The sequence below is a fragment of the Streptodolium elevatio genome (genome assembly GCF_053592165.1).
The window spans coordinates 404,826-423,110 of the sequence record NZ_JBSFVE010000001.1 but is presented as its reverse complement, the minus strand read 5'-3'; the positions used below and the strand labels follow the sequence as shown (position 1 = coordinate 423,110).

At 71.9% G+C, this 18,285-nt stretch carries 16 protein-coding genes; 8 read left to right on the top strand and 8 right to left on the bottom strand.

The window, feature by feature from the left end; all coding sequences use genetic code 11:
• Positions 1-5 precede the first annotated feature (5 nt).
• From ACWD12_RS01835 to ACWD12_RS01820, 4 genes are all read left to right on the top strand, one after another.
• On the top strand, positions 6-1,043 hold the full coding sequence (locus ACWD12_RS01835) for an NAD-dependent epimerase/dehydratase family protein (protein WP_450097903.1): 1,038 nt from the start codon (positions 6-8) through the stop codon (positions 1,041-1,043).
• Positions 1,044-1,151: 108 nt separating this feature from the next.
• Entirely contained in the window at positions 1,152-2,330 is a 1,179-nt protein-coding gene (locus ACWD12_RS01830) for a DegT/DnrJ/EryC1/StrS family aminotransferase (RefSeq protein ID WP_450097902.1), read from the top strand.
• Positions 2,327-3,577: a DegT/DnrJ/EryC1/StrS family aminotransferase gene (locus tag ACWD12_RS01825; RefSeq protein ID WP_450097901.1), complete on the top strand. Its 1,251-nt coding sequence runs from the start codon at positions 2,327-2,329 to the stop codon at positions 3,575-3,577. Before ACWD12_RS01830 ends, ACWD12_RS01825 begins: the two co-directional genes overlap by 4 nt.
• Positions 3,574-5,091, top strand: coding sequence for an MBL fold metallo-hydrolase (locus ACWD12_RS01820; RefSeq protein ID WP_450097900.1), 1,518 nt, complete (start codon positions 3,574-3,576; stop codon positions 5,089-5,091). Before ACWD12_RS01825 ends, ACWD12_RS01820 begins: the two co-directional genes overlap by 4 nt.
• 12 nt (positions 5,092-5,103) lie before the next feature.
• Here ACWD12_RS01820 and ACWD12_RS01815 read toward each other — a convergent pair whose 3' ends face one another.
• The 6 genes from ACWD12_RS01815 to ACWD12_RS01790 form a co-directional block, all read right to left on the bottom strand.
• A complete protein-coding gene (locus tag ACWD12_RS01815; RefSeq protein ID WP_450097899.1) occupies positions 5,104-6,072 on the bottom strand; it encodes a methionyl-tRNA formyltransferase in 969 nt (322 codons plus the stop codon).
• On the bottom strand, positions 6,062-7,111 hold the full coding sequence (locus tag ACWD12_RS01810; protein WP_450097898.1) for a hypothetical protein: 1,050 nt from the start codon (positions 7,109-7,111) through the stop codon (positions 6,062-6,064). The genes ACWD12_RS01815 and ACWD12_RS01810 overlap by 11 nt, the downstream gene beginning before the upstream one ends.
• Positions 7,112-7,148: 37 nt before the next feature.
• The gene (locus ACWD12_RS01805) at positions 7,149-8,408 is read right to left on the bottom strand and encodes a nucleotide sugar dehydrogenase (protein WP_358360687.1); all 1,260 of its coding nucleotides are present in this window, start codon (positions 8,406-8,408) and stop codon (positions 7,149-7,151) included.
• 37 nt (positions 8,409-8,445) lie between these two features.
• Positions 8,446-8,952, bottom strand: a complete 507-nt coding sequence (locus ACWD12_RS01800; RefSeq protein WP_450097897.1) for a hypothetical protein — start codon at positions 8,950-8,952, stop codon at positions 8,446-8,448.
• Positions 8,953-9,261: 309 nt separating this feature from the next.
• Entirely contained in the window at positions 9,262-10,719 is a 1,458-nt protein-coding gene (locus ACWD12_RS01795; protein WP_450097896.1) for an aldehyde dehydrogenase family protein, read from the bottom strand.
• A 189-nt stretch (positions 10,720-10,908) separates the two neighbouring features.
• Positions 10,909-11,151 (bottom strand): hypothetical protein, encoded by a 243-nt coding sequence (locus tag ACWD12_RS01790; RefSeq protein WP_450097895.1) that lies wholly within the window; start codon positions 11,149-11,151, stop codon positions 10,909-10,911.
• 330 nt (positions 11,152-11,481) lie between these two features.
• Between ACWD12_RS01790 and mfd the strand changes: the two genes are divergently transcribed.
• The gene (gene mfd / locus ACWD12_RS01785; RefSeq protein WP_450097894.1) at positions 11,482-15,030 is read left to right on the top strand and encodes a transcription-repair coupling factor; all 3,549 of its coding nucleotides are present in this window, start codon (positions 11,482-11,484) and stop codon (positions 15,028-15,030) included.
• 153 nt (positions 15,031-15,183) lie between these two features.
• Here mfd and ACWD12_RS01780 read toward each other — a convergent pair whose 3' ends face one another.
• Positions 15,184-15,387 (bottom strand): RICIN domain-containing protein, encoded by a 204-nt coding sequence (locus ACWD12_RS01780; protein ID WP_450097893.1) that lies wholly within the window; start codon positions 15,385-15,387, stop codon positions 15,184-15,186.
• Positions 15,384-15,716: a hypothetical protein gene (locus ACWD12_RS01775; protein ID WP_450097892.1), complete on the bottom strand. Its 333-nt coding sequence runs from the start codon at positions 15,714-15,716 to the stop codon at positions 15,384-15,386. Before ACWD12_RS01775 ends, ACWD12_RS01780 begins: the two co-directional genes overlap by 4 nt.
• Positions 15,717-15,991: 275 nt before the next feature.
• Here ACWD12_RS01775 and ACWD12_RS01770 point away from each other — a divergent pair, with 275 nt between their 5' ends.
• The 3 genes from ACWD12_RS01770 (at position 15,992) to ACWD12_RS01760 (ending at position 18,100) form a co-directional block, all read left to right on the top strand.
• Entirely contained in the window at positions 15,992-16,915 is a 924-nt protein-coding gene (locus ACWD12_RS01770) for an SPFH domain-containing protein (protein WP_450097891.1), read from the top strand.
• An 11-nt stretch (positions 16,916-16,926) separates the two neighbouring features.
• The gene (locus ACWD12_RS01765) at positions 16,927-17,226 is read left to right on the top strand and encodes a hypothetical protein (RefSeq protein WP_358359967.1); all 300 of its coding nucleotides are present in this window, start codon (positions 16,927-16,929) and stop codon (positions 17,224-17,226) included.
• A 217-nt stretch (positions 17,227-17,443) separates the two neighbouring features.
• Positions 17,444-18,100: a GOLPH3/VPS74 family protein gene (locus ACWD12_RS01760; RefSeq protein ID WP_450097890.1), complete on the top strand. Its 657-nt coding sequence runs from the start codon at positions 17,444-17,446 to the stop codon at positions 18,098-18,100.
• The last annotated feature ends 185 nt before the right edge of the window (positions 18,101-18,285 follow it).

The following is an 18,285-nucleotide window of genomic DNA, read 5'->3' as shown; positions in this document are numbered from 1 at the left end:
CACCCATGGCACCCGAGCCCCTTGAGCCGACCGAAGCGGAGCACGGCGTGGACGCGGCCGCCCCCGGCACCCCGGCGGTATCCCTCGCCGGCTCCCGATGCCTCGTCACCGGCGGTGCGGGGACGATCGGTTCGACGATCGCCGACCAGCTCCTCGACGCGGGCGCGCGCGAAGTGGTCGTGCTCGACGACCTGACGCGCGGGCGGCGCGAGAACCTCGCGTACGCCCTCGACCCCGCCCGCGAGGGCCGCTGCCGCCTCGTCGAAGGCGACATCCGCGACCGCGCCCTGCTCGCCGATCTGATGCCGGGCACCGATGTGGTCTTCCACCTCGCCGCGATCCGCATCACGCAGTGCGTCGAGGACCCGAGGCTGGCCCTCGAAGTGCTCGTGGACGGCACGTTCGACGTGCTTGAGGCCGCGCAGAAGGCGGGGGTGCGCAAGGTGGTGGCCTCGTCGTCCGCATCGGTCTACGGCCTCGCCGAGGAGTTCCCGACGACCGAGAAGCACCACCCGTACGACAACGACACGATCTACGGTGCCGCGAAGCTGTTCAACGAGGGCCTGCTGCGCAGCTTCCGGGCGATGTACGGCATCGACTACGTGGCGCTGCGCTACTTCAACGTGTACGGCCCGCGGATGGACATCCACGGCCTCTACACCGAAGTGCTGATCCGCTGGATGGAGCGCATCTCGAAGGGCGAGCCCCCGCTGATCTTCGGCGACGGCCTGCAGACCATGGACTTCGTGCACACCGCCGACATCGCGCGCGCGAACCTGCTGGCCGTCCAGGCCCCGGTGACCGGCGAGGTCTACAACATCGCGTCCGGCGTCGAGACGTCGCTCAAGGAGCTGGCCGAGCGGCTGCTCGTCGCGATGGGCTCCGAACTGGGCGTGGAACACGGCCCGGAGCGCGCCGTGAACGGTGTCACGCGGCGCCTCGCGGACACCGGCAAGGCCGAGCGCGACCTCGGCTTCCGCGCCGAGATCGGGCTCGACGAGGGGCTGCGCCAACTCGTGCGGTGGTGGGTGGACAGCAAGTGACGGCGGCCGTAGCTGGCGGTTGACCGAGGAGCGGTACCGGGCGGCCGGACGAGGCGGCCGCCCGAGGCAAGTGGACAAACGTGGGGGGAAATCCGTGTGGGGGGTTCGGTGAGCGAGCGTATTCCGGTCATGCGGCCGTGGTTCGGTCCGGAGGAGGCGGAGGCGGCGGCCGAGGCCGTGCGCTCCGGGTGGGTGGCCCAGGGGCCGAGAGTGGCCGCGTTCGAGGCGGCGTTCGCCGAGCGGGTCGGCGCGGCCGACGCGGTCGCGGTGTCGTCGTGCACGACCGCGCTGCATCTGGCGCTGATCGGCGCCGGGGTCGGTCCAGGCGACGAAGTCGTGGTCCCGTCGCTGTCGTTCATCGCGACCGCGAACGCGGTGCGGTACGTGGGCGCGAGCCCCGTCTTCGCGGACGTGGACATCGAGACCGGCAACCTCACGGCGGACACCGTCGACGCGGTGCGCACGCCTCGCACGCGGGCCGTGATCCTGGTCGATCAGGGCGGCGTGCCCGCCGACCTCGACGCGGTACGCGAACTCTGCGACCCGCTGGGCATCGTCGTGGTCGAGGACGCCGCGTGCGGGGCCGGCTCCCGGCTGCGCGGCCGCCAGGTCGGCGCGGGGGCGGCCTTCGCGACCTACTCGTTCCACCCGCGCAAGCTGCTCACCTGCGGCGAGGGCGGCATGGTCACGGTGGACCGGGCCGATGTCGCCGTCCGGCTGCGGCGGTTGCGCGAGCACGGCATGAGCGTCAGCGCGGCGGACCGCGACGCGGCCGACCGGGGCGGCGCGCCGCCGGTTCTGGAGACGTACGACGAACTCGGCTTCAACTACCGCATGACCGACGTCCAGGCCGCCATCGGACTCGTGCAACTCGGGCGCCTGGACGCCATGGTCGAGCGCCGCCGGAAGCTGGCGGACCGGTACCGCAGGCTGCTGGCCGGGGTGCCGGGGCTGCGGCTCGTCGCGGACCCCCAGTACGGCACGACGAACTACCAGGCGTGCTGGGCGCTGCTCCCCGAGGACTTCCCGCTCGAACGCGACGCGCTCCTGGGCCGCCTGTCCGCCGAGGGCATATCGGCGCGGCGCGGCATCATGGCGGCGCACCTGGAGCCCGCGTACGCCGACACCCCCCACGGGCCGCTTCCCGCGACCGAGCGCCTGACCCGGGACTCGCTGATCCTGCCGCTTTTCCACGATCTGACGGAAGCTCAGCAGGACCGTGTGGTCTCGGTGTTGTACGCGGCGGCGGGCGTCGCCGCACCGGAGCTGGCGGAGGCGGGGGCATGAGTCAGGAGACGAGCCCGGCATCGAGTCCGGCAGCGAGCCGGGCGTCGAGTCCGGCATCGAGCCCGGCGTCGAGTCCGGCGACCGACGCGACGGCGAACCCCGCGACGAGCCCGGCCGCCGGGAACGTCCCCTTGGTCGACCTGTTGGCCGGACACGCCGAGGTCGCCGCCGAGGTGGAGGAGGGCTTCGCCCGCGTCCTGGCCACCGGCGCGTTCATCAAGGGCCCGGATGTGGCGGCCTTCGAAGCCGAGTTCGCCGCGTTCAGCGGAACCGCGCACTGCGTCGGCGTCGCCAACGGCACCGATGCGCTCGAACTCGCGCTGCGCGCCGCCGAGATGCCGGCCGGTGCCGGGGTGGTCATGCCCGCCAACACCTTTGTGGCGTCCGCGGAAGCGGTCGTCCGGGCCGGCGGCAGGCCGGTGTTCGCGGACGTGGACGACGAGTTCCTGCTCCTCGACCCGGAGTGTGCCGCCGAATCGCGCGGCGACGCCTGGGGCCTGCTGCCCGTCCATCTGAACGGCCAACTCGCCCCGATGGCACCGCTGGCGGCCCTGGCCGCCGAGACCGGGCTGCGGCTGTTCGAGGACGCCGCGCAGTGCCAAGGTGCCACCCAGGACGGCCGCGGCGCCGGATCGTGGGGCCTCGCCGCCGGCACCAGTTTCTACCCGGGCAAGAACCTCGGGGCGTACGGCGACGGCGGCGCGGTGCTCACGAACGATGCCGAACTCGACCGGGTGGTCCGTGAGTTGGGCGACCACGGCTCGTCCCGCAAGTACGCGCACGACCGGCTCGGCTTCAACTCCCGTCTCGACACCCTGCAGGCGGTCGTGCTGCGCGCGAAACTGCGGAGGCTCACCGACTGGAACGCCGCCCGCCGGGCCGCGGCGGCCCGGTACGACGCGCTGCTGGCGGACTTGGAGGACGTACGGCTGCCGCGTACCGCACCCGGCAACGTGCACGTGTGGCACCTCTACGCGGTCCGCGTCCCGCGGCGCGACGAGGTGTTGGCGGAACTCAACGCCGCCGGCATCGGCGCCGGGATCCACTACCCGGTGCCGGTCCACCTCCAGGCCGCCTTCCGCGAACTCGGCCACGGTCCCGGTGACTTCCCGGTGTCCGAACGGGCGGCAGCGGAGATCCTGACGCTGCCGCTGTTCCCGCAGATCACCGAGGAGCAGCAGGTCCGCGTGGCCGAGGCGCTGGGCAAGGCGCTGGCCCGGGCGGGAGCCTCCGGGAGCGGCGCATGACCGGCCGCACGCTGCCCCAAGGCGCCCGCATCCGGTCGCTCGGGCACGCGTCCTACGAGATCGAGCACGCGGGTGTGCGGCTGTTGATCGACCCGTGGTTCCACCCGGCGTTCCTGGGCTCGTGGTTCCCGTTCCCGGACAACCGGCCGCTGCTGGACGACGTGGTGACGAACGCGTACGACCTGCTCTACCTGTCGCACGCGCACGAGGACCACTTCGACGAGCGGACCCTCGAACTCATCGACCGCGACGCGACGACCGTTGTCGTGCCGCGCTTCCGCTCCAAGGCGCTGGTGCGGCGGCTGGAGGAGCTGGGTTTCCGTACCGTGGTCAGTCTCGGGCACAAGGAACGGCACGAGGTGGCCGACGGGTTCGTGCTCACGATGCTCCTCGACACAAGCCACAAGGAGGACAGCGGGCTCGTCGTCGACCTCGACGGCTTCCGCTTCCTCGACCTCAACGACTGCAACACCCCGCTGTCCGAACTGCCGACCGACGTGGACCTGTTGTCGGCGCAGTACTCGGGAGCCATGTGGTACCCGAACTGCTACGCCTACCCGGACGAAGTGCAGCGCCGCAAGACCGCGGAGGTGCGCGGCGACCTGTTCGACACGCTCGTGCGCAAGGTGCGGCTGACGGGTGCGTCCGCATACCTCCCGGCGGCGGGCCCGCCGTGCTTCCTCGACCCCGAGTTGGAGCGGTTCAACGACCGTACGGCGACCATCTTCCCGGTGTGGGACGACCTGGCCGACGACTTCGCGGCGGCCTGCCCCGGAGTGGCGGCGGTCTGCCTGGAACCGGGCGACGCGCTGACCGCGGACGGACCCGTCGAGTCGGGCCTGCCGGGGCGCGCGGCGTGGCGGGAGGACCCGGAGGGGTACCTCGCGGCGTACCGGGTGCGCCGGGCGGACGAGTGGGCGGCGTACCACGAGGAACCGTTCGAGCCGGTGGGGGCCGAGGAACTGAGTGGATACTTCGCCAAGTTGACGAGCTGGAACAAGCGGTTCCTGGCCGACTACGAGCGCGACGTGCGGCTGGTCGCGGACGGCGTCACGTGGGCGGTACGCCTGGGCCGGGTCGGCGGCGTGCTGGAGGAGGACCCGGTCGACGCGGGCTACACCATCCACGTTCCGCCGCGCGCCCTGCGGGCGATCGTGGACGGGCGCATCGGGTGGGAGGAGGCGCTGCTGTCGCTGCGGCTGAGCCTGCACCGCGACCCGGACGTGTTCGACCTGACGCTGATGAGCCTGCTGCGCTACGGCAACCAGCCGGCGCAGACCATGCAGATGGTCCGCGAACGGGACGAGGCGGCGTCGGGCGAGACGATCGAGCGCTGCGGGTACGCCTTCCAGCGGTTCTGCCCGCACGCGGGGGAGGACCTCGCGCACGCCGACATCGAGGACGGCGTCGTCGAATGCCCGCGGCACCACTGGAAGTGGGACCTGGCGACCGGTGAGTGCGTCTCGGGCGGCACGGTTCCGCTGCGCGTCGACCCGTCGGAACGGGTGCCGTAGCAGCCGACGGCCTCAGCCGTCTTCCCGGGTGGGCGCGGCGCGCAGCAGGCGCAGCAGGTCCGCGGTGCGCAGGCCGAGGGTCGTCTTGACCGACCTGATCACGCTCGCGGCCGGCACCGCCGCGGACTCGCCGTCCCCGACCGCGACTTCGTGGACGCGCAGAACGCCGTCGCCGGTCAGCACGTCGACCCAGCCCGCGCCGGTGCGGTCCACCAGGACCACGCGTCCCGGGACTCGGCCGGTGTAGTCGGGGGCGTCGGGGGCGGGCTCGGCGCGCAGGATCCGCAGGGTTTCGAGGCCGAAGTGCGTGAAGGCGCCGGGGTACGGCGGCGTCAGCGCACGGATCAGCCGATCGGTCACCGCGGTCGGTGCGGACCACGCGATCTCGCCGTCCTCGGGCAGCCGGGTGCAGCCGTACGTCGCCAGGGAGTGGTCCTGGGGATCGCCCTCGTCGCCGGCCAGGCGGCGGGCGACGGCGTCCGCGAGAACGGCGCGCTGGCGGCCGTTGAGGCGGTCGTACAGGTCGGTCACCGTGTCGCGCGGACCGATCGGGACGGACTCCTGGTGCAGGATGCCCCCGGCGTCCAGCCCCGGGGCCATGGTGTGCACTGAGATGGCCGTCTCGGCGTCGCCGTTGACGATCGCCCAGTTGACGTTGGCCCGGCCGCGCCCGCGCGGCAGCGGCGAGTAGTGCACGTTGACGAACGGGCGGCGGGAGAGCAGGCGGTCGGGGAGGATGCGGTCGTACGACGAGACCACGACGGCGTCGGGAGCCAGGCGTTCGACGAGCGCCTCGATGTCGGCGACGCGCGTCCCGGGCTCGACGGGTACGCCGAGTTTCCCGGCGTACGCGGTCGTGTCGTCGTCGCCGGGGCGTACCAGTGCCACGACGTCGAAGCGCTCGGCCAGGGCCTCGAGTGCGTCTCGGGTGGTCGGGCCGATACCGACGAGGAGCACGCGCGGCTTCGCCTCAGAGGTCATCGATGTACTCCCTGTCCTCGTCACTGCGCAACTCCGGCCTGGTGAGCAGGATCTGAGCGACCTTCAGCCCGCCCGCCTGAAGCCGCACGATCGGTTCCGGGCCGACCGCGGACGGCAGGATCGCCATGTGCCCCGGCGCGGGGCCGACGGGCGGCCAGAACGGCACGCCGCTCGCGGTCAGCGCCTCACGGTCGAGGTCGCCCCACACCTGCACGACCGCGGCCCCCGGCCAGCGGGCGGCGATCCTGGACGCCTCGGCGGCGCCGATGACGGGCCGGTCGCCGGGGCGCAGCGCGACCACGACGGCGTCGACGTCCTCCGGGGTGTTCACCAGGTCGAGCGAGTCCGCGCCGTGCACCTGCGCGCCGGCCCGGACGAGGCCGTCGACGATCTCCGGCTCGAAGGGGTTGTCGCACAGGACGACGCAGTTCGCCCCGTAGACCGCGACGCCGCAGTCCGACAGCAGGCGCACCACCATGGCGCGGTGGTGGTCGAACACGCCGACGGACGGGTGGTGTTCGTTGGTGCCCGCGTGGGACATGCCGCGTTCCCGCAGGGCGGCGAGGTCCACGTCCTGGCGGCCGAGGCCGATCTCCCATGCCTCGTACATCAGGGGGACGACGGCGGTGGGCTTGAGGCGGGCGACGAACTCCGCGTCGATGGGCCGGAGATGGCCGCTGTTGGTCACGACGTCCGCCGCCTCGATATGACGTGGCGTCAACTCGGTGACGATGTCGATTGGTTGCCGGGTGCCCGCGAACAGGGCGACCAGGCCGGTGAGGTGGCGTACCTCCTCGGCGGTGCCGTACCTGGTGTCGCGGGTCAGCGCGATCACGCGCGCGCCGGCGAGCGAGGCGAGGACCGGGGTGACCGCGTACGCCCCGGTCGCCGCCTCGGTGAGCACCGTCCGGCCGGTCAGGTCGAGCTTCAGATCGGCGACCGCGCGTACCGCGAGCCGGGCCAGGCGTTCCGGGGCGAACCCCGGCCGCGGATCGACAGGTGGCCCGCCTGCGCTCGACGCCCCCGTGGCGTTGTTCACGACCCCTCCACTCCGGTCACCGCTGATCGGACGACTGCTACAGCACCTCGACGTTGTCCGCGCGGCCCAGCGAGCGGCGGCAGTCGAGGATGTACGCGGCGTGCTCGCGCACCAGCGCGAGGTCCAGGTCGTCGTGGTCGACCAGCAGGACCACCGCGTCCGCCGCGGCGACCGCCTCGGCCGTCAGCTCCACGCGGACCAGCCGAGCGTCGACCCGCTGCGCGAGGTCGACGTGCGGGTCCACCGCGCTGACCTCGGCGCCGAGGTCCAGCAGCAGGCGGGCGATCCGCGTCGACGGCGACTCGCGCGCGTCGCCGGTGTTCTTCTTGTACGCGAGACCGAGCAGCAGCACGCGCGACCCGTTGACCGAGCGCTGCCGGGCGTTGAACGCGGCGGTGAGGCGGCGTACCACGTAGTCGGGCATGTGGTTGTTGACGTCGTTGGCCAGTTCGACGAACCGGAAGCTCTGCCCGAGAGTGCGTTGCACGCGCCACGACAGGTACGACGGGTCGATCGGCAGGCAGTGGCCGCCGACGCCGGGCCCGGGGGTGAAGCGCATGAAGCCGAACGGCTTCGTCGAGCACGCGTCGATCGCCTCCCACACGTCGATGCCCAGGTCGTGGGCGAACATCGCGACCTCGTTGACGAGCGCGATGTTGACGTGCCGGAAGGTGTTCTCGATCAGCTTGACGAGCTCGGCCTCCTTGGGCGACGTGACCGGCACCGTGCGGTCCACCAGCGAGCCGTAGAACCCGTCGACGACGGCCAGCGATTCGGCGTCGATGCCGGAGACCACCTTCGGCGTGTTGACCAGGTTCCACGTCGGATTGCCCGGGTCGATGCGTTCGGGGCTGTAACCGAGGTGGAAGTCCCGCCCGGCGGCCAGCCCGGAGCCCTCCTCCAGCAGCGGCCCGACCAACTCCTCGGTCGTGCCCGGGTACGTCGTCGACTCCAGCACCACCGTCGCGCCCGGCCGCAGATACCGGGACAGCGTGCGCGCGCAGTCCTCGATGTACGTCAGATCCGGCACGCCCTCGCGCAGCGGCGTGGGCACCGTGATGACCGCGATGTCGAACCCGCCCAGCTCGCGCGGCTCGGCGGTGGCGCGGTAGCGGCCCGCGTCCAGGATCTCCTTGACCTGCGCCGACGGGATGTCCTCGACATAGGACTCGCCCGCGGCAAGCTGCTTCACCCGCCGTGCGTCGGTGTCGTAGCCGACGACGTCGTGGCCGACCTGCGCCGCGCGTACCGCCAGCGGCAGCCCGACGTACCCCTGACCCGCGATGACCACCCGCATGCTGTTCCCCTCCCCAACAACCCTTGCCGTCCCCGCGCTAGCGGGGCTTGGCGGCGATATGCGACACCACGAGCCCGCCCCGGCGCTCCCGGCGCACGACGGCGTCCGGGAACAACCGCTCCAACTCCGCCCGCCGAACGCGCGCGGCGCGCACCCAGTAGCGGGAGGCGAGCCCGCGCACCGCCCCCGCGAGCGCCTCGCGCCGACGACCGGACTCGACCTCGAACAGCCCGTCGCACAGGGCGACGTCGTACGCTCCGGCGTACGTCACCGGATCGCCGACCCCGAGCTCCAGCCACGACAGCACCCGCCGCGGCTTGGCGTCGATGCCGACCACCTCGACATGCGCCGGCCGCACCGGCGCGTGCAACCAGAAGTCGACGGACCCGCCGAGGTCGACCACCCGCAGCTTGTCGATGTCCGGGAACGCCTCGCGAAACCACTCCCACCGACGAGCGCGCGTCGAGGCGTCGAACTGCGCCGCGACGGGCACGACGAACCGCCCGGCGGCCCCTCGTACGACCCGCCGCACATCGGCACGCAAATCCCGCACCCGATACCCCCAGCCCCCCGGCCCCACGGCCACCCCCGGCCGCACCCCGTCAGGCTATGCGACAACCCACCCGCCCGGCGGCAATTCCCCCGACACCCCTGCCAACCGCCCCTCACCGCCGCGACCGCCTGCTCGGTGTGTTCGTGGCCCACGCGTTGGCGCGACGTGACGAACTCGATCGGACTCAGGTCGACCTCACGTGGACGACTCACGCATACGAACCCCTCGACCCCATCCCCGACCACGAAGGACCGCACCGGAGGTGAATCCGGTGCGGCCCTCGGGTGGTTGCGTGTGGGGTCAGCCCTGCCAGACCAGCGACTGGATCTCGCTGTAGGCGTGCAGGCCGTACGAGCCGCCGTCGCGGCCGACGCCGGACTTCTTGAAGCCGCCGAACGGCGCCTCCATGTTGCGGCCGACCGTGTTGACGCCGACGCCGCCCGAGCGGAGGCGGCGCGCGACGCGGAAGGCGCGCTCGGAGTCCGCGGAGAAGACGTAGCTGATCAGGCCGTAGTCGGAGTCGTTGGCGATCTTGACGCCCTCCTCCTCGTCGTCGAACGGGATGACCGTGACGACCGGGCCGAAGAACTCCTCGCGGGCGATGCTCATCTCGTTCGTGGCCTCGGTGAACAGCGTCGGGGCGACGAAGAAGCCCTTGTCGAAGTCGGGGCGCTCGCCGCCGACCACCAGGTGCGCGCCCTCGGCCTTGCCCTGCGCGACCAGGTCCTCCACGCGACCGCGCTGCACCGCCGAGATGACCGGGCCGACCACGACGCCCTCGTCGGCCGGGTTGCCGACCTTGAGTGCCTTGGCGTACGCCTCCAGGCCCGCCACCAGCTGCTGGTACGCGCCGCGCTGCACGATCACGCGCGTCGGGGCGGTGCAGATCTGGCCCGAGTAGAAGCTCCACACGGTGCCGATGCCGGCGACCGCCGCGGGGATGTCGGCGTCGTCGAACACGACACACGCGCCCTTGCCGCCCAGCTCCATGAGCTGCCGCTTCATGCCGCGGCCCGCGGCCTCGGCGATCTTCATGCCGACCTGGGTCGAACCGGTGAAGCTGACCATGTCGACGAACGGCGACTCGACGGTGGCCACGCCGACGTCCGGCGCCGAGCCGGTCACGATGTTGAGCACGCCCTTGGGCAGGCCCGCTTCCTCCAGCGCGTTCGCCAGGCGGTACACCGCCAGCGGGTCCTGCGGCGCGGGCTTGACGACGCAGGTGTTGCCCATCGCGATGGCCGGGGCGATCTTGCCCGCGGTGTTGGCCAGCGGGTTGTTGTACGACGTGATGCAGGTGACGACGCCGACCGGCTGGCGGATCACCAGCGAGCCGAACACGCCCGCCTTGCTGAGCGCGGTGGCCGGGGCGATCGACGGCGGGAGCGCGCTCTCGACCGGCTCCAGGGCGCCCTTCGCGTAGCGCTTGAAGCGCGCGTACGCGGTGCCGACGTGCATCATCATCGCGGTCTGCGGCGTCGCGCCGGACTCGGCCGCGGCCAGGGCCGGCAGATCGCCGCCCTTGAACAGCAGGTCGGCGGCCCGGTCGAGGATCGCGGCGCGCTGCTCGGGGGTGGACTGCGACCACGACTCGAACGCCTTCGAGGCGGCCTCGGCCGCCGCGTGCGCCTGCTCGACCGACGCCTCGGGAGCCAGGCCCACGACCTCCTCGGTCGCCGGGTTGATCACCTCATAGTGGCCGCGGTCCGGCTCGACCCACTCGCCACCGATGAAGAGCTTCTGCGCCTCGCCACTCATCTTTTGCGTCGTCTCCCTCGCCCTGTACGCCCGTACGACCCGATGTGACTCTCAGTAATCCGACGCGTCGTCAGATTTCTCCGGTCTCATTTGATCCCCTACGCCTTGCGTTGCCAAGGGGCAAGACCGCACCGGCCAAGCGGCACTCGTCACACCGGGCCGTACAACACGGGGCAGAGCAGCCGACAGCTACTGTTGCGGCTCGCCGAAGACCTCGTCCGCCGCCTCGGCGGTGATCGCGCGATCGAACCAGTCGTCGAGCACACCGAGGTCGTCGCATTCGAGCACGCGCTGCCGGTGGACCTCCGGTACGGCCACGCCGCGCCGCTCCAGAATGCGCAGGACGTCGGCCGCGCGCGCCCGCGCCTCGCCGATCTTCTGGCTCTCCTCGACGAGCGTCCCGCGCCCGGGGAAGAAGCTGCCGCGGTACATCAAGTCCCTCCAGAAGGCTCGCGCCGGGGTGTTGTCCGGCCCGACTTCCAGGAACTCCGAGTAGTAACCGAGGACGTCCGTGTCAGCGCCACGCAATGCCTGCGTGCGAAGTGACCATGGGGGAACGGTAGGTAGCGGGGTGGCGGGGGGTGGCGTGAATGGTGGGGGTTCACTCGTTTGGCCTAGTGGGGTGTGGGGGAGCGGGGGGCGGGGGCGGCTGTCCGGCAGGTTTTCGGTGGGCCGCGTACTCTTGGGGGAACCCCGGTCCTTCTCAGGCCGGGGCGTTCCGCGTTGCCCGCGCGTCGCTCGTCCGGAGGATCCGCGCATCTCATGAGCCTTACCGGTCTGCTTGATGTCGTCGTCACCGATCCCGCCCTCGCCGAGGCCGTCGAGGCCGCGGCGAGCGGTGGGCGTACCCACCTCGACCTGGTCGGGCCGCCCGCGCTGCGGCCGTTTGTGATCGCCGCGATCGCGGCCCGTGCCGGACGGCCGGTGCTGGCCGTCACGGCCACCGGGCGGGAGAGCGAGGATCTGGTCAGCGCGCTGGGGTCGCTTCTGCCGCCGGAGTCCGTGGTGGAGTTCCCCGCGTGGGAGACGCTGCCGCACGAGCGGTTGTCGCCGCGGTCGGACACCGTCGGCCGCCGGCTCGCCGTGCTTCGGCGGCTGGCCCACCCCGGCGCGCCGGACACCGTCGGAGGCCCGGTCAAGGTCGTCGTCGCGCCGGTCCGCAGCGTGCTGCAGCCGCAGGTGAAGGGCCTGGGCGACCTGGTGCCGGTGAGCTTGACCGCAGGCGTCGAGGCGGAGCTCGACGACGTGGTGGAGCGGCTGGCCGCCGCCGCGTACGCGCGCGTGGACCTGGTCGAGAAGCGCGGCGAGTTCGCGGTACGCGGCGGCATCCTGGACGTCTTCCCGCCCACCGAGGAGCACCCGCTCCGCGTGGAGTTCTGGGGCGACCAGGTCGAGGAGGTCCGCTACTTCAAGGTCGCCGACCAGCGCTCGCTGGAGGTCGCCGAGGGCGGCCTGTGGGCGCCGCCGTGCCGTGAGCTGCTGCTCACCGCCGACGTGCGCGAGCGCGCGGCCGTGCTGCTGGAGGAGCACCCCAACCTCGCGGACATGCTCGGCAAGATCAGCGAGGGCATCGCGGTCGAGGGCATGGAGTCGCTGGCGCCCGCGCTCGTGGACGACATGGAGATGCTGCTCGACGTGCTGCCCGCGGGTGCGCACATCCTGGTGTGCGACCCCGAGCGGGTGCGGACCCGGGCCGCCGACCTCGTGGCGACCAGCCAGGAGTTCCTGGACGCGTCGTGGGCCGCCGCGGCCGGTGGCGGCGAGAGCCCGATCGACCTGGGCGCCGCCTCGCTGCGCAGCCTCGCGGACACGCGCGAGCACGCGAACGAGCTGGGCGTGGCCTGGTGGACCACGAGCCCGTTCAGCGCCGACACCGACCTCGACGTGCGGCTGGAGGCCGGCACGGTGGCCATCGGGGCGCACGCGGTCGAGTCGTACCGCGGTGACTCCGCGCGGGTGCTGGCCGACGTCAAGGGGCGGCTCGCCGAGGAGTGGCGGATCGTCTTCGTGACCGAGGGTCAGGGCCCGGCGCAGCGGTACGTCGAGCTGTTGTCCGGTGAAGGCGTGACCGCCCGGCTCGACCCCGACCTGCCGACCGCGCCCGAGTCCGGGCTCGTGCACGTGACCACCGGGCGCATCGAGCACGGCTTCGTCTCGGACAGCCTTAAGCTCCTCGTGCTGACCGAGACCGACGTGTCCGGTCAGCGCAGTTCGACCAAGGACATGCGTCGCCTGCCCAGCCGCCGCCGCAACGTCGTCGACCCGCTGCAACTGCGCACCGGCGACTTCGTGGTGCACGAACAGCATGGCGTGGGCCGCTACATCGAGATGGTGCAGCGTACGGTCGGCGGCGCGCAGCGCGAGTACCTGGTGGTCGAGTACGCGCCGGCCAAGCGCGGCCAGCCCGGCGACCGCCTCTTCGTCCCGACCGACCAGCTCGAACAGGTCACCAAGTACGTGGGCGGCGAGGCCCCTTCGCTGCACCGGCTCGGCGGCGCCGACTGGCAGAAGACCAAGTCCCGTGCCAAGAAGGCGGTCAAGCAGATCGCGGGCGAGCTGATCCAGCTCTACTCGGCGCGCATGGCCGCGCCGGGGCACGCGTTCGGCGCGGACACGCCGTGGCAGCGCGAGTTGGAGGACGCGTTCCCGTACGCCGAGACGCCGGACCAGCTCTCCTCCATCGAGGAGGTCAAGGCGGACATGGAGAAGTCGGTCCCGATGGACCGGCTGATCTGCGGCGACGTCGGCTACGGCAAGACCGAGATCGCGGTGCGCGCGGCGTTCAAGGCGGTGCAGGACGGCAAGCAGGTCGCGGTCCTGGTGCCCACGACCCTGCTGGTGCAGCAGCACTTCTCGACGTTCGCCGAGCGGTACGCGCAATTCCCGGTCAACATCCGGGCGTTGTCGCGCTTCCAGACCGAGTCGCAGGCCAAGGCCACGCTGGAGGGCCTGGCCGACGGCAGCGTCGACCTGGTGATCGGCACGCACCGGCTGTTCTCGTCCGACACCCGGTTCAAGGACCTCGGGCTGGTCATCGTGGACGAGGAACAGCGGTTCGGCGTCGAGCACAAGGAGCAGCTCAAGAAGCTGCGCGCCAACGTCGACGTGCTGACGATGTCCGCGACGCCGATCCCGCGCACGCTGGAGATGGCGGTCACCGGCATCCGCGAGATGTCCACGATCACCACGCCGCCCGAGGAGCGGCACCCGGTGCTGACGTTCGTGGGGCCGTACGACGACAAGCAGATCGCCGCCGCGGTGCGTCGCGAACTCCTGCGCGAGGGCCAGGTCTTCTACATCCACAACCGGGTCGAGTCGATCGACAAGGCCGCCGCGAAGATCCGCGAGATGGTGCCGGAGGCGCGCGTCGCGACCGCGCACGGGCAGATGAACGAGAACGCCCTCGAACAGGTCGTCGTGGACTTCTGGGAGAAGGAGTTCGACGTCCTGGTCTGCACGACGATCGTGGAGTCGGGCATCGACATCTCGAACGCCAACACGCTGATCGTGGAACGCGCCGACAACTTCGGCCTCTCGCAGCTCCACCAGCTGCGCGGCCGGGTGGGCCGCGGGCGCGAGCGGGCGTACGCGTACTTCCTCTACCCGCCCGAGAAGCCGCTCACCGAGACGGCCCACGAGCGCCTGGCGACCATCGCCCAGCACACCGAGATGGGTGCGGGCATGTTCGTCGCGATGAAGGACCTGGAGATCCGCGGCGCGGGCAACCTGCTCGGCGGTGAGCAGTCCGGGCACATCCAGGGGGTCGGGTTCGACCTGTACGTGCGCCTGGTGGGCGAGGCGGTCGCCGAGTACAAGGGCGATCAGGGCGAGGAAGTGCCCGAGGTGAAGGTGGAGTTGCCGGTCGACGCGCACATTCCGCACGACTACGTGCCGGGGGAGCGGCTGCGGTTGGAGGCGTACAAGCGCATCGCGGCGATCACCTGCGAGGACGACATCGCCGCGGTGCGGGACGAACTCATCGACCGCTACGGCCCCTTGCCGGTCCCCGTGGAGAACCTGCTGGAAGTGGCCAGGTTCCGCGCGCACGTTCGCAAGGCGGGGCTGTCGGACGTCACGTTGCAGGGCAACTTCGTACGCTTCGGCCCGGTCGACCTGCGCGAGTCGCAGCAACTGCGGCTCCAGCGGCTCTATCCGAAGACGCTGGTCAAGTCGGCCGTGCACCAGATCCTGGTGCCGAAGCCGATGACCGCCCGCATCGGCGGCCAGCCGCTGCGCGACACGGCGCTGCTCAACTGGGCGCGCGACCTGGTCGACGCGGTCATCCTGGAGCCGATCGCGGCGACGCGCTGACGTGGCAAACGTAGGGGCCGCCGCGTCGCGACGCGGCGGCCCCTACGCGGTCCTGCCGGGTTTTCGGTCCCGCCGGGCTACTCGGTCCCGCCGGGCTTCCTCGGCCTGCTCGGCTTCTCTGCCCGACCGGCTGCGCAGGCAGGCTCTGATGGCCTACTGCGCCCGCACGGTCCACTTCTGGTTGGCCTTGGTGTGCGGCGCCCAGAGTTGTACGGCGGTGCCGTTCGTGGTCTTGCTGCCGGCCACGTCGAGAACCTTGCCGGTTCCGGCGTTGACGATGCGGTTCGCGCTGTCGATGCGCCACTTCTGCGCCGCGGTGCCGTTGCAGGTGTGCAGTTGGATCTTGTTGCCGTTCACGTTGCGCTGGGAGTAGTTACGGGGGCCGCGGCCTGCGCGGCCGCGGCGGCGGCGCCGGCCGGGGCCGACGCCGGGCCCGCGCCGGGCTTCGCCGCGGACGCGTCCGATTCCGAGGGGTTGTACTCGGGCTCGTGCAGCGCCTCGGGGTCGCCGGGGGCTTCCGTCGCGGCCGGAGTCGGCTCGGCGTACACCGCGGCGGGTGCCGAACCCCCGTCGCCCTGGAGCGCGTTCGCCCCCTGGATGCCCCCGAAGATCGCCAACGCGCTGATGGCCGCGATCAACGCCGTACGGCGCGGTCGCAGCGACGGGCTTGCATGTTTTGCGCGCACCGGTGAGTGGGTCCCTCCGAGTCCGGGGCGCGTCTCGCCGGCGCCTGGTCCGGCGCCGAGGCTAAGGGGGCGTCGGGGGGTGGGAGCTAGCCAGTCGGCGCGGCGGCCGCCCGCGGTTTTCGGCCAGGGGTGCGGGACCGGCGCTGTCCTGCGCCGACGGCCGCGGCGCGTACCCGTACGGCGGGCCGCCCGGGCAAGTCGAGGGATGTCCCTCACGCGAAAAGTGATATCACTTTGCTAACCTGATGGTGTCAGGTCGACGAGTGGAGGACGCCATGGCCGAAACGGTTCCCGAGACCACGGTGGAGATGCCCGCGCCGCAAGTGCGCGAGCGGCTGGTGCAGGGCGCGGGCGGGTTTCCCGCCCTCGGCGTGGGGTTCCTCGCGCTCGCGCTGTCCGTGGTGCTCTTCTTCGTCAGCGCGACGGTGCACGGCGGCTCGCGGGCGGGCCTCATCGCCCTCGGCGTCGTCATCGCGATCGGTTCGCTCGTCGGCTTGTGCGGGCTGACCACGATCGCCCCCGGGCAGGCCCGGGTCGTCCAGCTCTTCGGCCACTACAAGGGGACCGTGCGGCACGAGGGCCTGCGGTGGGTCAACCCGCTGACCGACCGCACCCGGATCTCGACCCGTATCCGAAACCTGGAGACGCAGACCGCCAAGGTCAACGACTTCGACGGCAGCCCGATCGAGATCGCCGCCGTCGTGGTGTGGCAGGTGCAGGACACCGCGCAGGCCATGTTCGAGGTCGACGACTTCGAGGAGTTCGTGGCGATCCAGACCGAGACCGCGGTGCGGCACATCGCCAACAGCTACCCGTACGACAACCACAACACCGAGGGCTTCTCGCTGCGCGACAACGCCGACGAGATCACCGCCAAGCTGTCGGCGGAGATCGGCGTACGCGTCGAGGCGGCCGGCGTGCGGGTGATCGAATCGCGCATCACGAGACTCGCGTACGCCCCTGAAATCGCCCAGGCCATGCTGCGCCGCCAGCAGGCGGGCGCGGTGGTCGCCGCCCGTACCCGGATCGTCGAGGGCGCGGTCGGCATGGTCGAGCTCGCGCTCAACCGCCTGGAGGAACAGCAGCTCGTCGAACTCGACGACGAGCGCCGTGCCGCGATGGTCAGCAACCTGCTAGTCGTGCTGTGCAGCGAGCAGGCCACGCAACCGGTGATCAACTCCGGTTCGCTGTACCAATAGCCTCGGCGCCGATGAGCGAGCGCAAGAAGATCCTGCTCCGCCTGGACCCCGCCGTGCACGACGCGGTGGCCCGCTGGGCGGCCGACGAACTGCGCAGTACCAATGCCCAGATCGAGTTCCTGCTGCGCCGGGCCCTGGGCGACGCGGGCCGCATGCCCGGCGACGCCGGGCGCCCGGTGCGGCGAGGCAGGCCGCCGAGGCGGCGTGAGGGGGAGGGGGACGACGGTGTCGCTCGAGACGATGCTCGCGGTGCTGGCGACGGTGACGGCGGCGCTGGCGACGATGGCGGTGTCGAACCGGAACCCGGCTGACGGTGACCCCGAGGACGGTGCCGCGGACCGCGCGGAGGCGGCCGACCGGACCGCGTCCACGGCCACGGCGACGGCCACGGCCACGGCGACCGTGATGGCCATGACAGCGGCGATGACCAAGGCGGTGGCCTTGGGGACGACCGCGGCAGCCGCCGCAACGGCCTCCGCGACCACAACCGGACCGAGAGTGCGAACCAGGGCAGGAGGGTGACCCACCATGGAAGCGCAGGACGATGTATCCCTCGTACACCGGGTGTTCCTCCTGGCGTACCGGCCTGAGCGGCAGCGGCTGGCCGGCGGCCAGCACATGGGCCTTGCGCTCAATGCCGCGGCGCTGCAAGGGCTCCTCGACGCCGGCTTCCTCGCCGACGAGGGCGGCCGGGTGCGGGTGGCGGCGTCGCGCGGGGCGGTGCCGGACGGGGCGCTGGAGGCCGACGTGTTCGCCCGGGTCGTCGCGTCCGACCGGTCCCGGTCGTGGCGGCACTGGGTGAAGAAGTCCGCCGCCTTCGCGGTCGGCACGGTACGCACCGAACTCGCCCGCTCACGCGTCCTCCGCGTCGAGAAGACCCGGGTGCTGCTGGTCTTCCCCTACCACTCGGTCGCCCTGCGCCAGCCGCGCATGCGGACCGCGGCCCTGGCCGGCGTACGCGACGCGCTGCGGGCCACGCAGCCGGCGTCCCGCGTACCCCGCCGCCAGGCCGCGACGACGGTCCTCGTGCACATCGCCGAGATGAACACGGTGATGTCGGGCGGCGAGCGCCGCGCGGCGCGCGGCCGGGTCGACGAACTCGCCGCCGGCCTCGGCCCGGTGCCGGACGCGCTGCGAAAGGCGGTGCGCGACGCGAAGGCGACGTCGTCCGGCGGAGGCGGCTGACCACGCCGCGTCGAGGGCCGATCACACTGGTCACACCGCTGATCACGGCGGCTGATCGCTCCGCGGCCCTTGATGACCGCTGCCGACCCGTGTAAGACCGAACTCGACCGACGACAAGATCCGCGACGGCACGGCGCGAACTTGGCAAAGATCCAAGTATCGCGGCGTGCCCGCCCGTATCTTTG